A 13,157-nucleotide genomic window follows, 5' to 3' on the forward strand; every position below is an offset into this window, starting at 1 on the left:
GGGTCAGACGACGAGGGCATTGGTGCCGGACGTCCTCTGGTCGATGGCGAGCGCCGGACCTGTCATCGAACCTCTCCCCGTCGACGCCCTCGGCGATCACCCGCGCCGGCCTGCCGCCGGCGCACGCGGGCGTCGAGCGGCGCTCTGCGTACGCGCGTCGTGAGCGTCACATGCCCCTCGCTCCACCGGCTGTTCCGGAAAATGCCCGAAACCTGCCCAAGACGCCGGCCGGCCAAGGATCCTGGCACGAACACGTGTACCCGATACGGCAGGATGAGGCCTCGCGCCGGTCTCGGGGGACGGGGTGGCCGGCGCGACGGCACATCGTGGAATTCGAGCAGGTGACAACGTGACGAGACTTCACATCCGGCCGTCGGCGGAGGAATTCGCCGCAGCTCTTCTCCCCGGAGGTGACCGGTGAAGCGGGCGCTCACTGTGGACGACCTGGTCATCGCCGGGATCGCGCTGGCGGCGGGGCTGCTGGCGGCCTTCTTGCTGCGGATGCTGCTGCGCTGGCTGGGCAAGCACGCCGACCGCACCCGCTGGAGCGGCGACGACCTCATCGTGGACGTGCTGCGGACCGTGGTGCCGTGGGCGGCCTTCCTCGGCGGCGCGGCCTCCGCGGGCGCGGCCCTGCCGCTGACGAGGACCGTCCAGCACAACGTCAACCAGATCCTGACCGTGCTGCTCATCTTCGTGGTCACGCTGGCGGCGGCCCGCGGAGTCGCCGCACTGATGCGGACGGTCACCCAGTCCCGCCCCGGCGTCGCCGGCTCCGCCACGATCTTCGTCAACATCACCCGGATCCTGATCCTGGCCATCGGTTTCCTGGTGGTCCTGCAGACGCTGGGCATCTCCATAGCGCCGCTGCTCACCGCCCTGGGTGTCGGCGGTCTCGCGGTCGCGCTCGCGCTGCAGGACACGCTCGCCAACCTCTTCGCGGGCATCCACATCCTCGCCTCCAAGACCGTCCAGCCCGGTGACTACATCCGGCTGGCCAGCGGCGAGGAGGGCTACGTCGAGGACATCAACTGGCGTCAGACGACCGTGCGCGCGCTCTCCAACAACCTGATCGTCATCCCCAACGGCGAGCTCGCGAAGACGAACATGACCAACTTCATGCGTCCCGAGCAGGAGCTGACGATCCTGGTCCAGGTCGGCGTCGCCTACGACAGCGACCTGGACCACGTGGAGCGGGTGACGAACGAGGTCATCGGTGAGGTGATGACCGAGGTCGAGGGCGCCCTCCCGGAGCACGAGCCGATCATCCGCTTCCACACCTTCGGCGACTCCCGGATCGGCTTCACCGTCATCCTGGGCGTCGGCGAGTTCAGCGACCAGTACCGGATCAAGCACGAGTTCATCAAGCGCCTGCACAAGCGCTACCGCCAGGAGGGCATCCGCATCCCGGCGCCCACGCGGACGGTCGCGATCCAGCAGGGCGGCACGGTGGCGATTCCCCAGCAGCGCATCCCCGAGGAGGCGGACGAAGTGACCTCCGTCCGCCTCGACTGACGTACCCGCACGTCCCTACAGGGTGGCCGAGTGCTCGTGGTGGTCGGCGCTCCTGCGGCGGCGGGGCGCGGCCGACGGGTTCACCGGGGTGACCGTCCAGTCCGGATGGCCGGGCATCCTCGGCGTCTTGGTGCCGTACAGCCAGTCCCGAAGGAATCCGGACAGATCCTGCCCGGTGACCTCCGAGGCGACGGCTATGTAGTCCTCCGTCGACGCCGAGGAGTTGCGGTACCGGTCGAGGAAGGCACGCTCAAGGGCGGTGAAGGCCTGCTCGCCGACGAGGTTGCGCAGGGCATACAGGACCAGCACTCCGCCCAGGTAGCGCTGGCTCTCGAACAGGTTCACCGCGTTCGGCGCCGCAACCGGCCCCCAGTCGCGGCGCCACTGGTCGCCCTGCGCGTAAGTGTTCTTCATCCGCGCTTCCAGGGTGGTCAAGCCCAACGAGTCGGCCCAGCCGCGCTCGTAGCGGTAGAGCAGCCCGTAGAAGTCGGCGTGCCCCTCGTTCAGCCACAGGTCGGACCAGGTGGCGGGGCTGACGCTGTTGCCGAAGTAGGAGTGGACCAGCTCGTGCATCATGTGCGAGCCGATCTTCTTCTCCTCCTGGAGCAGGAAGTTCGGCTTGTAGAGAGTGAGGGTCTGGGTCTCCAGACCGGTGAAGTCGAAGGCCTTCGGGTCGTCGGAGTTGCAGGGCAGCAGTCCGTACGTCTCGAACGGGTACGCCCCGAGCCGCGCCTCCAGCCATTCCACCAGCCCCGGGGTCAACCGGAGCGCCGGTTCGAGCGCCTCGGCCCGGGCGGTGGGAACGACGTCCCGCAGCGGGAGACCGTGCGGGCCCTGCCGGTCCTTGACGACGTAGTCACCGACCGTGATCTGCACCAGCTCCGTGGCCATGGGCTCGCGCGAGCGGTACGTGTACGCCGTGCGGTCGCCGTCCAGGCTCTCGGTGCCGGTGAGCAGGCCGTTGGCGACGCCGCGCAGGCCGCTCGGGACGGTGAGGCGGAAGGAGAAGTCGGCCTTGTCGGAGGGGTGGTCGTTGCACGGGAAGACGGTGTGGGCCAAGTTCGGCTGGCAGCAGGCTGCGAACCCGTCCAGCGTGTCGACCCAGCCGGTGTGCGGCTGCGGGATACGGCGCGGGTCCGCCGAGTACTCGACGCACACGGTCACCGAGGACTTGTTCGGCAGCGTGCGGGCGGGCGTGACGCGCAGCTTCTCGTCCACCTGCTCGAACGTCGCCGTGCGGCCGCCGACGCGGACGGAGCGGATGTCGAGGCCGAGGGAGTCGAGGGAGAAGCGGCTCAGGGCCTGGGTGGTGCGTATCTTCAGGGTCGCGGTGGCGTCGACCAGACGGGTCGTGGCGTCGTAGGAGAAGTCGAGGTGGTAGGCGGCGACGCGGTAGCCGTCGTTGCCGAGGGCCGGGTAGACCGGGTCGCCGACGGTCTCGGGGCCCGGGGTGCCGGAGGTCTTGGCGGCCGACGTCCCCGTCGGTGTCGGCGCGGCGTGGGCGGAGGGGGCGGCGGTCAGGGCCGCGGCGGTGCCGATCAGAGCGGCCGCGGGGGCCGTCACTCGGGTGCGATATCTCATGGTCCGCTTTCGCTGGGGCGGGCCGGGTGGTCAGGACCGGCCGCCGAATAGGTGATCTCCCTACATGACTGTTCGATCGGGCGATCAGGTTGCACGGAGGGGCTACCTCCGTTTGCGCGGATCCGAGATCTCGGCGGACATCCCGCGCCGGTGGGCGGACCCCTGTCGAGTACGGGTCGCTCACGAGATATCTTGATGTCGAGCAATGTTGCAGACGTGGAGCGGAGCACCCGGTGACTGACTCGACCATCATCTATACGCACACTGACGAGGCCCCGGCCCTGGCGACGTATTCCTTCCTGCCGGTGGTCCAGGCGTACGCCTCGCAGGCGGGGGTCGCCGTGGAGACGCGGGACATCTCGCTGGCCGGCCGCATCATCGCGGTGTTCCCGGAGTACCTGACCGAGGACCAGCGCATCCCGGACGCCCTGCACGAGCTGGGCGAGCTGGCCAAGACGCCCGCGGCCAACATCATCAAGCTGCCGAACATCTCGGCGTCGATCCCGCAGCTCAAGGCCGCGATCGCCGAGCTGCAGGCACAGGGCTACGCGCTGCCGAACTACCCGGACGACCCGAAGACCGACGAGGAGCGGGAGATCCAGGCCCGCTACGACAAGGTCAAGGGCTCCGCCGTGAACCCGGTCCTGCGTGAGGGCAACTCCGACCGCCGCGCCCCCGCCTCGGTCAAGAACTACGCCAAGACCCACCCGCACCGCATGGGCGCCTGGTCCGCCGAGTCCAAGACGAACGTGACGACCATGGGCCAGAACGACTTCCGCTCCACCGAGAAGTCCGCCGTGATCTCCGAGGCCGGCTCGCTGAAGATCGAGCTGGTCGCCGAGGACGGCTCCACGACCGTCCTGCGCGAGTCCGTCCCCGTCCTCGAGGGCGAGGTCGTCGACGCCTCCGTGATGCGCGTCGCGGCGCTCAACGACTTCCTCAAGGCGCAGGTCGCCCGCGCCAAGGAGGAGGGCGTCCTGTTCTCCGTGCACCTGAAGGCCACGATGATGAAGGTCTCCGACCCGATCGTCTTCGGCCACGTGGTGCGTGCCTTCTTCCCGAAGACGTTCGCCAAGTACGGCGAGGTCCTCGCCGGCGCCGGCCTGTCCCCGAACGACGGTCTGGGTGGCATCCTCAAGGGCCTGGACGCGCTGCCGAACGGCGCCGAGATCAAGGCGTCCTTCGACGCGGAGCTCGCCGAGGGCCCCGCCCTGGCGATGGTCGACTCCGACAAGGGCATCACCAACCTGCACGTGCCGTCCGACGTGATCGTCGACGCCTCGATGCCGGCCATGATCCGCACCTCCGGCCACATGTGGGGCCCCGACGGCCAGGAGGCCGACACCCTCGCGGTGCTGCCGGACTCCTCGTACGCCGGTGTCTACCAGGCCGTGATCGAGGACTGCCGGGCCAACGGCGCCTACGACCCGTCGACGATGGGCTCGGTCCCGAACGTCGGCCTCATGGCGCAGAAGGCCGAGGAGTACGGCTCCCACGACAAGACCTTCGAGATCGCCAAGGCCGGCACGGTCCGCCTGGTCGACCAGGCCGGCAACGTCGTGATCGAGCAGCCGGTCTCCGAGGGCGACATCTTCCGCGCCTGCCAGACCAAGGACGCGCCGATCCGCGACTGGGTCAAGCTGGCCGTCACCCGCGCCCGCGCCACCGGCGACCCGGCGGTGTTCTGGCTGGACGAGACCCGCGCCCACGACGCGCAGCTGATCGCCAAGGTCAACGAGTACCTGCGGGAGCACGACACCGAGGGCCTGGACATCCGGATCCTCGCCCCGGTCGAGGCCACCAAGCTGTCGGTGGAGCGCATTCGCCGCGGCGAGAACACGATCTCGGTGACCGGCAACGTGCTGCGCGACTACCTCACCGACCTCTTCCCCATCCTGGAGCTGGGCACCAGCGCCAAGATGCTGTCGGTCGTCCCGCTGATGGCGGGCGGCGGCCTGTTCGAGACGGGCGCCGGCGGCTCCGCGCCGAAGCACGTCCAGCAGCTGGTCAAGGAGAACTACCTGCGCTGGGACTCCCTCGGTGAGTTCTTCGCGCTGGTGCCGTCCCTGGAGCAGTACGCGACCGCCACGGGCAACACCCGGGCGAAGGTCCTCGCGGACACGCTGGACCGCGCCACGGCGACCTTCCTCAACGAGGACAAGTCCCCGACCCGTCGCGTCGGCGGCATCGACAACCGCGGCAGCCACTTCTACCTGTCCCTGTACTGGGCGCAGGAGCTGGCCCAGCAGACCGACGACGCGGACCTGGCCAAGGCCTTCGCCCCGCTCGCCGAGACGCTCGCCGCCAATGAGCAGAAGATCGTCGACGAGCTGAACGCCGTCCAGGGCAAGCCGGCCGACATCGGCGGCTACTACCAGCCCGACCCGGCCAAGGCCGCCGCGGTCATGCGGCCGTCGGCCACCTGGAACGAGGCGCTCGCGTCCCTGAGCTGACGCACCCCGCTCCCGGGCTGCGCCCCGGCCGACACCGCGTCGGCCGGGGCGCAGCCGTGTGTGCCCGCTCAGCCGGGCAGCACGAGCTCCACATCCAGCCAGCGGGCCAGATCCTCGATCTCCCCGCGGATCTCCGCGTTCATGGTCTTCGTGAACGGCACATCCTCGTGGACGGCGTTCACCCGCAGCACCCCCGCCTCGCGGTCGGCGGTGGCGTCGAGCTTGCCCACCAGCCGGTCGCCGTGCAGGATCGGCAGGGCGAAGTATCCCCAGCGGTGCTTGGCGGCCGGCTTGTACATCTCCAACTGGTAGTCGAAGCCGAAGAGTTCGCCGGCCCGCTTCCGGTCGTGGATCAACCGGTCGAAGGGCGACAGCAGAGCGGCCCGCCCCGCGAACGGCTGCCCCACCTGGGCCGGATCGACCCGCCACTGACCCCGCACCCCCTCGACGACGGCCGGTTCACCGGCCTTGCCCACGTCCGCCGGCTCGACCTGGCACTCCGGGCCCCGCGCGCGGGCGATGCCCAACGCCCGCAGCCGTCGCTCGTCCCGGATGCGCAGTGCCTCCTCGACGGGGACCGCGGGGGCGTCGGGGTAGACGCGCTCGGCCAGGTCCCACAACCGGTCCCCGCCGCGGCGCCCCGCCACGGCGACCTCTCCGCGCTGCACCATGAGTTCCAGGAGCTTGGTGACATTGCGGTTGTTGCTCCAGCCGCTCGACTTCCACGGCAGTTCACAGGAGTCGGGCACTTCACGGGAAGGCAACGGTCCCGCGGCGCCGAGCCGGTCGAGGATGTCCCGGCGGCAGGCGTCGTTGGCACCCACCCACGTGCGGTGATACTCCCGCCACGAGGACGGCGTCCCCCGCTCCGGCCACTCGCCCATCTCGGCACGGTACAGCGCGAGATCCTCGGCGGGCCGGACCATCGCCCGGAGTTCCAGCAGCGCCCGGTCGGCCAGGGCGGTGGTCAGGTCGGCCGGTGCGTACCCGGAAGACCCGAGCCGGCTCCAGGCAACAAGGTCGGCGTTGGGGGCGATGGCGGCGGTCGGGTCGATCTGCAGCAACGTCAAGTGGCGTACGGCATCCAGCAGTCCGGTCGGCCGCGAGGCGCCCAGCAGTTGGGCGCGCACGGCGATACGGCGGGCGTCGGTACGGGACAGCTCGTGGACGGTCACCTGTGTCACCAGTCCCTCGTGGCGATCAGTTCCTCCACATCCGCGTCCGCGAAGCCGTGGGCGTTGGCCACGAACCAGAAGTCCTCGGCTACCGCCTCGATGCGCTCGCACAGCCGCAGCAGTATCGCCTTGCCCCGGTCCACGACAGGGTCGGGGTAATAACCGTCCTCGTAAAGCGCCTTGAAGAACGCGTGTGCGGTCACCTGCCGGTTGCCGATGTTCATGCTGTGATGGTGCACCACGCCACTGACAACGCCCCTGGAGCAGCCCTCATGACCCCTGTCGTGCCGTCGTTCGAGTTGCTCCCCGGGGCCGCGGAATCGCCGGTGATCCTGCATGTGCCGCACTCGGCGCGGGAGATACCGCCCGATGTGCGCGCGGGGATCGTGCTGGACGACTCCGCGCTGGAGCGGGAGCTGGACCACATCGTCGACGCGCACACCGCGGAGCTCGCCGAAGAGGCGGCCGGGGCGTCGAAGCTCGCCCCCTGGCGGTTCGTGAACCGGCTCTCCCGGCTGGTCGTCGATCCGGAGCGGTTCCCGGACGAGCGGGAGGAGATGCTCGCCGTCGGGATGGGCGCCGTGTACACGCGGACCACGCACAAGGAACCGCTGCGTCCCGCGGACACCGACCCCGAGCCGCTCGTCGAGCGGTACTTCCGGCCGTACGCACGGGCCATGACGGACGCCGTGACCGAGCGGCTCGCCGTCGCGGGGCGGGTCGTGATCGTCGATGTCCACTCCTATCCGACCGCACCGCTCCCCTACGAACTGCACGGCGAAGGCCCGCGGCCACCGGTCTGTCTGGGCACCGACTCCTTCCACACGCCGCCGGAGTTGGTCACCGCGGCACGGGAGGCGTTCGCCGGGTGCGGGGAGACGGCGCTGGACAGTCCGTTCAGCGGGACGTACATCCCGCTGGAGTTCTACGGCACCGAGCCCCGCGTCGCCGCCCTGATGATCGAGATCCGCAGGGACACGTACATGGCGGAGCCGGGCGGCCCGGCCGGTCCCGGACTCACCCGGCTCGCGCAGGCGCTGGCGGCGCTGGTGGACGCCGCCTCACGCTGACCCGACGGGTCAGGCCCGCAGCCACTCCGTGACCACGACCTCGCCGCCGGTCCGCAGCCGCAGGGCGAAGGGCCCGCTGGGCGGTGCGTCACTGGTGAAGCGCCCCATGTCGTCGGCCACGACGGGGGTGGCCGTCTGCGGGCCCCCGAGCACCTCGATCCGGGCCTGCTGCGGGGGCAGCACCTGCCCCATCAGCCCCTGTGCGGTCACCTCCACGTCGACGGTCACCTCACCGGCGCGGAAGGTCAGCATCCGCGGTACGTCCGTCGCTCCCCTGACCGGAATGGCGTCCACGACCGAGTCGAACGTCAACTCCGCGATACGGGCGTCGAGGTCGTGCAGCGCGAACGCCTCCACGGCGATCTGCCGCAGCTGGGCCGGCACGGGGTCCAGGATGGCGGCGGCCTGGCGGAGTTCCTCCTCCAGCAGCCCGATGTCGAACCCGTCGTCACCGAGGTGACCGTCGTCGCCGAGGGACTGCTCGCCCGTCACTTCGTCGTGCATGTCGTCGTTCACAGCGCTCCCCGTGCGTCGAGTCGGGCCCGAAGGCGGCGCAGACAGCGCTGACGCAGCGGTCCGATGCTGCCCACGGCGATGCCCAGTGCGGTGGACACCTCCTGGTAGCTGGGCGGCGGCGAGGCCATCAGGACACGCAGCAACTGGCGGCAGCGATCGCCGAGTTCCTCGAACTCCTGCCACATCCAGCGGATGCGCTCGGACTCGATGGCCGCCTCCTCCGAGTCCAGCAGCGACTGTTCGGGCGTGCGGTCCTCGCTGACCCGGTCCAGCAGCTGCGGATCGCTCGTCACGGTCAGCCGCCTTAAGCTCTTGAGCACCTTCAGACACTCGTGCCGTGCGGTGCTCGCGAGCCAGGACCCGGTCTTCTCGGGTTCACGGATGCGGCCGAGGTGCTGGGCGAAGCGGAACCAGACGGTCTGGTACACCTCGTGTGCGTCGGCGTCGTTGAGCCGGTGCGCGCGCACGACGGACCACACCAGGGGGCTCAGCCCCTCCACGAGCGCCTTCCAGGCCGCCGCGTCGCCGTCGACGGCGGACTGGACCAGCGCGCCGACATCTGCTCGGTCCACAGCCCCACCCCTCGTGTACGGCAAGTCATCGTACGCCGCGGAGGGGACGGTTCCGACCCTCATGACCGAGGAGCCGGCTGCATGACGGCGACGGGGCGCCAGGTCGGCGGGCGAAGTGCCGGCACGTGCGCCCCGCGCACCTCCGCGAACCCGGAGTTCGCCGCGAGCATCTTGTACCGGGCGACCCGCGGGTCGGACTCCTGCTGCGCGGACATGTGCGCGGCGATCATCCCGGCGACGAGGGGCGTGGCGAACGAGGTGCCGCTCCAGTGCGCGAACCCTTCGAACATCACCTGGTCGGGCTTGGTGCCGCTGCTGCCGCCGTCCTCGCTCAACACGCCGGTGTGGCGCGGGGACTGGCAGGTGCAGGAGTAGCCGAAGCCGTACCGGCAGGCGTCGTAGGTGGAGTGCTGGTAGATGTACGGCACGGGCGCGTCGAAGCCGGTGAGGACGCTGGTGAGCCGCTCGCCGGGCGCGTACGCCTTCACCCAGGCGCCGTGGTTGCTGAAGCAGGCGCCGAACTCGCCGTCGCCGCGCAGCGCTCCGACCGACAGCACGGCGTCCTGGTAGTCGGGCAGGTCGGCGTAGGCCGCCGGCCAGAAGGGCGTGGCGCTGCCGTTGTTGCCGGCCGCCGCGACGAGCAGGGTGCGCTGGTCGCGCAGCTCCCGCATGAAGGCCTCGATGCCGAGCAGGCCGTCGGTGCGGCCGTTGGAGGTGCCGGCGGAGAGGCTGAGGATGTCGGGCCAGCCGCCCGCGTCGACGGCCTCGAAGAGCTTCTCGCCGAACTCGGACTCCAGGATGGCGCCCGCGTCGTTCAGGGAGTTGCGGACCGTGACGTTCGTGTTGGGCGCGACGGCGGCGACGAGCCCGGCGATGAACGTGCCGTGGCCGACGTACTGCTGGAGGACGCCCTGGTCGTCGCACTCCTTGAGCTGCGGGTCGCCGTCGGTGTGGGCGAGCAGCGGGGAGGACCGGAAGTCGTGCATGAGGCCGGTGTCGACGACGAGGACGCCGACGGCGCTGTCCGCGTCGTAAGCGCCCTCGGCCGCCGCGGGGTTGAGCCCGTCGGCCTGCGGGACGGGTACGGGCTCGTCGCCGGGGCAGGAGTTGACCGCGATCGACACGAGGTGGTTGCGGCTGACCAGCCGGCGGCCGGCGCGGCCCTCGGTCTCCCGCAGGGCGCGCAGGGCGTGCGCGACGGGGCGGTCACCGCCGCGGTCGCCCTCGCCGGGGTCGCCGACCTGAATGCGGGTGATGCCCGAGCGGTTGGTCTGCGGGCTCGCGCGGCGCACGTGGTCCTGCACCAGGTCGGGGTCCGCGGTGAAGTGTGCCCGCACCGTGTCCTCGACGAGGGCGGCGTCCTCGCCGTCGCGGACCAGCACATAGCCCTTCTCGTAGATGAACTCGGCGGAGTCGTCCGGTCCCATCGCGAGCGGTACGTCGGGCATGGAGCGCTGGATCTGCTCGAACTGCTCGTGGAATCGCTGTGGTGCCATGGCGTGTCCTCCCCCTGAGGCGACTATCGTCAGTCAGAGCCGTGCGGTGGCTGATTGATACAGCACCAAACCCGTGTGGCACGGTTCCCCGGCAACTACCATCCGTGGAGTGACAGCGGGAAGCGACTCGGTTCTCGAACTGCTGCCGATGGTGTTCGCCGCCCCGAACGACGCGCTGGCGAGGGCGGAAGGGGTGCTCGACGCCGATCCGTCGCCCTTGCACGCCTCCGTCGCCCACCAGGTGATCGGCATCTGGCAGCGGGACTGGGGCGACATGCGCATCGCCCTCCATCACCTGCGGCGTGCCCGGGATCTCGCGGCACGCGCGGAGTCGGCCGACCGGGAGGCGGACGCCCTGGCGGCGCTCGGGGTCGCGTTGGTGCACGCGGGGCGCACTCAGCAGGGGTTGGCCGCGCTGGAGCGCGGGATCGTGCGCGGCAGCGGACACACCCGCGCCCGGGTGCTGTTCCGCCGGGCCTACGCCCGCTGGGTCCTGGGCCATCACCGGGAGGCGCTGGAGGACGTCCGCAAGGCCATACCCGTGCTGCGGCAGGTGGACGACGTCATCTGGACGGCGCGGGCGCTGACCCTGCGGGCCACCGTGCATCTGGCGCTCGGCGCCGTGGAGCGGGCCGACGCCGACTTCACGGCGGCCGAGGCGCTGTGGGACACCACGGGCCAGGAGCACGACAAGGCCGACGCGGTGGAGAGCCGGGGCCTCGCGGCGTTCCGGTCGGGCGACATACCGGCGGCGCTGCGGCTGCTCGACGAGGCAGAGGAGCGGTACGCCAAGCTCGGCACGCCGACCTTCATGCTCAACATCCGCCGCTGCGAGGTGCTGATGGCCGCCGGGCTTGCGCCCGAGGCGCTGGCCGAGGCCGACGCGGCGATCGCCGTGCTCGACGGCATCGGCGGGCAGTCCACGCGCAAGGCGGAGCTGCTGCTGTCCGCCGCGACGGCCGCCCGGCTGGCGGGCGAGGCGCACACCGCGATCGCACGCGCCGACATGGCGGTACGGCTGTTCGCCGGGCAGCGGCGCAGCTGGTGGGAGACGCATGCCCGGCTGGTGCTGATCGAGGCACGGGTCGCCGCCGGGCGCAGTTCGGGGCGGCTGGTCGCCGACGCGGCCGCGGTCGCGGAACGGCTGGCTTTCTTCGGCGCGCCGGCCGCGCCGGAGGCCTCGCTGCTCGCGGGCCGGATCGCGCTCGGTCTGGGCTGGCGGACCGACGCCGAGCGGCATCTGGCGGTCGCCGCACGCAGCCGGCGCAGCGGGCCGCCGCTGGCGCGGATGACGGGATGGGCGGCGCAGGCGCTGCGGGCCCGGGCCGCCGGGTCGGGGCGTGGTGTCCTGGAGGCCTGCCGGCGCGGCCTGGACGTGCTCGACGACCACCGGATGACGCTGGGCGCCTCGGAGCTGAGGGCCCGGGCCACCGCGCAGGGCGCGGAACTCGCGGCGCTGGCCCAGCAGGCCAGCCTCGACTCCGGCAGCCCCCGGCGGCTGCTGGTGTGGAGCGAGCGCTGGCGGGCCACCGCGCTGTCGACGCCGCCGACCCGGCCGCCGGCCGACCCGGAGCTGCAGAGCGACCTGACCGCGTTCCGGGAGATCGCGGCCCGCGCGGAGGCCGCCCGGATGGAGGCGCGGCCCGTTCCGGCGCTGGAACGCGAACAGCGGCGCCTGGAGCGGGAGATCCGTTCCCGGACGCTGCACCTGCGCGGCGAGACGCCCGGCGACGGCTACCGGTTCGATGCGGGCCGCCTTCTGGAACGGCTCGGCGACGACGTGCGATTGGCCGAACTCGCCGTGCTGGACGGGCGGGTTCAGGTGCTGCTGTGCGGGCAGGGACGGGTGCGCCGTTTCGAGGCGGGGCTGCTGGCGGAGGCGGAGACCGAGGCCGAGCACGTCCAGGCCGGGCTGCGGCGGCTGGCGCATCCGGGCGCGGAAGGGCGGTTGCCGGTGGTGGAGGCCGCGGGGCGGCGCCTGGAGGAGCTGCTGCTCGGTCCGGCCGCGGCGCATCTGGGCGACGGCCCCGTGGTGGTCGTACCGCCGGCCCGGCTGCACCGGGTGCCGTGGGCGCTGCTGCCGTCGCTGCGGGAGCGGGTGCTCAGCGTGTCGCCGTCGGCGAGCGGCTGGCTGCGCGCCCGGGAGACCGAGCCGCCGCCGGGCGGGCGGCAGGTACTGGTGCGGGGGCCGGGGTTGGCGACAGGCGGCGCGGAGGTGCCCCATCTGGCCTGCCGGTACGGCGGTGCGGTCGTCCTGGAGCACGCCGACGCGCGTGCGCCGCGCGTTCTGGAGGAGCTCGACGGCGCCGCCCTGGCCCATATCGCGGCCCACGGCACGTTCCGCACGGACAGCCCCCTGTTCTCGTCACTGCGGATGGCCGACGGGCCGCTGATCGTCCACGACTTCGAGCGCCTGGACCGCAGCCCCTACCGGATCATCCTCTCCTGCTGCGACACCGCCCGCTTCGCCTCCGTCGGCGCCGACGAACTGCTCGGCCTGGTCACCGCCCTGCTGCCGCTGGGCACGGCGGGGGTGGTGGCGTGCACGGCGCCCGTCAACGACGCCGCGGTGGTGCCGCTGATGCTGGCGCTGCACAAGGGGCTGAGCGAGGGGCTTTCCCTGGCCCAGGCGCTGCGCGACGCGCGGGCGGCCCTGCCGGGCGACGCGCTGCATCAGGCGACGGGGTGGGCGTTCTCGGCGTTCGGGGCGGCGTAACGCTGCGCTGAGCCTTGGCCGTTTCCTTCCTGGCCGCAAACCACGGCGGCCACGGCCGAGAGG

The 13,157-nt window shown here is 71.6% G+C and carries 10 protein-coding genes; 4 read left to right on the top strand and 6 right to left on the bottom strand.

Going from position 1 to position 13,157, the window contains the following annotated elements; translation table 11 throughout:
* Positions 1–417 precede the first annotated feature (417 nt).
* Entirely contained in the window at positions 418–1,515 is a 1,098-nt protein-coding gene (locus ACIBU0_RS03155; protein WP_398810791.1) for a mechanosensitive ion channel family protein, read from the top strand.
* A gap of 15 nt (positions 1,516–1,530) precedes the next feature.
* On the opposite strand, the gene ACIBU0_RS03160 is transcribed toward ACIBU0_RS03155, so the two are convergent.
* Positions 1,531–3,096, bottom strand: coding sequence for a M1 family metallopeptidase (locus ACIBU0_RS03160; protein WP_398810794.1), 1,566 nt, complete (start codon positions 3,094–3,096; stop codon positions 1,531–1,533).
* Positions 3,097–3,329: 233 nt separating this feature from the next.
* Between ACIBU0_RS03160 and ACIBU0_RS03165 the strand changes: the two genes are divergently transcribed.
* Positions 3,330–5,549 (top strand): NADP-dependent isocitrate dehydrogenase, encoded by a 2,220-nt coding sequence (locus ACIBU0_RS03165; protein WP_398810797.1) that lies wholly within the window; start codon positions 3,330–3,332, stop codon positions 5,547–5,549.
* Between the two features lie 68 nt (positions 5,550–5,617).
* Here the strand turns inward: ACIBU0_RS03165 and ACIBU0_RS03170 are convergent, their stop codons facing one another.
* Together ACIBU0_RS03170 and ACIBU0_RS03175 are read right to left on the bottom strand one after the other, a co-directional pair.
* Complete coding sequence (locus ACIBU0_RS03170) at positions 5,618–6,733, bottom strand: DNA glycosylase AlkZ-like family protein (RefSeq protein WP_398810799.1); 1,116 nt, start codon at positions 6,731–6,733, stop codon at positions 5,618–5,620.
* Positions 6,730–6,948: a DUF5713 family protein gene (locus ACIBU0_RS03175; RefSeq protein ID WP_398810802.1), complete on the bottom strand. Its 219-nt coding sequence runs from the start codon at positions 6,946–6,948 to the stop codon at positions 6,730–6,732. The genes ACIBU0_RS03170 and ACIBU0_RS03175 overlap by 4 nt, the downstream gene beginning before the upstream one ends.
* A 48-nt stretch (positions 6,949–6,996) precedes the next feature.
* Here ACIBU0_RS03175 and ACIBU0_RS03180 point away from each other — a divergent pair, with 48 nt between their 5' ends.
* The gene (locus tag ACIBU0_RS03180) at positions 6,997–7,794 is read left to right on the top strand and encodes an N-formylglutamate amidohydrolase (protein ID WP_398810805.1); all 798 of its coding nucleotides are present in this window, start codon (positions 6,997–6,999) and stop codon (positions 7,792–7,794) included.
* A gap of 9 nt (positions 7,795–7,803) precedes the next feature.
* On the opposite strand, the gene ACIBU0_RS03185 is transcribed toward ACIBU0_RS03180, so the two are convergent.
* The 3 genes from ACIBU0_RS03185 to ACIBU0_RS03195 are packed head-to-tail and all read right to left on the bottom strand — an operon-like array spanning position 7,804 to position 10,378.
* Positions 7,804–8,310, bottom strand: a complete 507-nt coding sequence (locus tag ACIBU0_RS03185) for a hypothetical protein (protein WP_398810808.1) — start codon at positions 8,308–8,310, stop codon at positions 7,804–7,806.
* A complete protein-coding gene (locus ACIBU0_RS03190) occupies positions 8,307–8,882 on the bottom strand; it encodes an RNA polymerase sigma factor (RefSeq protein ID WP_398810811.1) in 576 nt (191 codons plus the stop codon). Before ACIBU0_RS03190 ends, ACIBU0_RS03185 begins: the two co-directional genes overlap by 4 nt.
* Before the next feature lie 59 nt (positions 8,883–8,941).
* On the bottom strand, positions 8,942–10,378 hold the full coding sequence (locus ACIBU0_RS03195; RefSeq protein WP_398810813.1) for a S8/S53 family peptidase: 1,437 nt from the start codon (positions 10,376–10,378) through the stop codon (positions 8,942–8,944).
* A 148-nt stretch (positions 10,379–10,526) separates the two neighbouring features.
* Between ACIBU0_RS03195 and ACIBU0_RS03200 the strand changes: the two genes are divergently transcribed.
* Positions 10,527–13,094, top strand: a complete 2,568-nt coding sequence (locus ACIBU0_RS03200; RefSeq protein ID WP_398811761.1) for a CHAT domain-containing protein — start codon at positions 10,527–10,529, stop codon at positions 13,092–13,094.
* The last annotated feature ends 63 nt before the right edge of the window (positions 13,095–13,157 follow it).

It is taken from the genome of Streptomyces sp. NPDC049627, assembly GCF_044465645.1.
Taxonomy (GTDB): Bacteria; Actinomycetota; Actinomycetes; order Streptomycetales; family Streptomycetaceae; genus Streptomyces.

Excerpts from the sequence above, each read along its gene's own strand:
- ACIBU0_RS03160 (WP_398810794.1), bottom strand. The coding sequence starts at position 3,096 with ATGAGATATCGCACCCGAGTGACGGCCCCCGCGGCCGCTCTGATCGGC.
- ACIBU0_RS03175 (WP_398810802.1), bottom strand. The coding sequence starts at position 6,948 with ATGAACATCGGCAACCGGCAGGTGACCGCACACGCGTTCTTCAAGGCG.
- ACIBU0_RS03180 (WP_398810805.1), top strand. The coding sequence starts at position 6,997 with ATGACCCCTGTCGTGCCGTCGTTCGAGTTGCTCCCCGGGGCCGCGGAA.
- ACIBU0_RS03195 (WP_398810813.1), bottom strand. The coding sequence starts at position 10,378 with ATGGCACCACAGCGATTCCACGAGCAGTTCGAGCAGATCCAGCGCTCC.
- ACIBU0_RS03200 (WP_398811761.1), top strand. The coding sequence starts at position 10,527 with ATGGTGTTCGCCGCCCCGAACGACGCGCTGGCGAGGGCGGAAGGGGTG.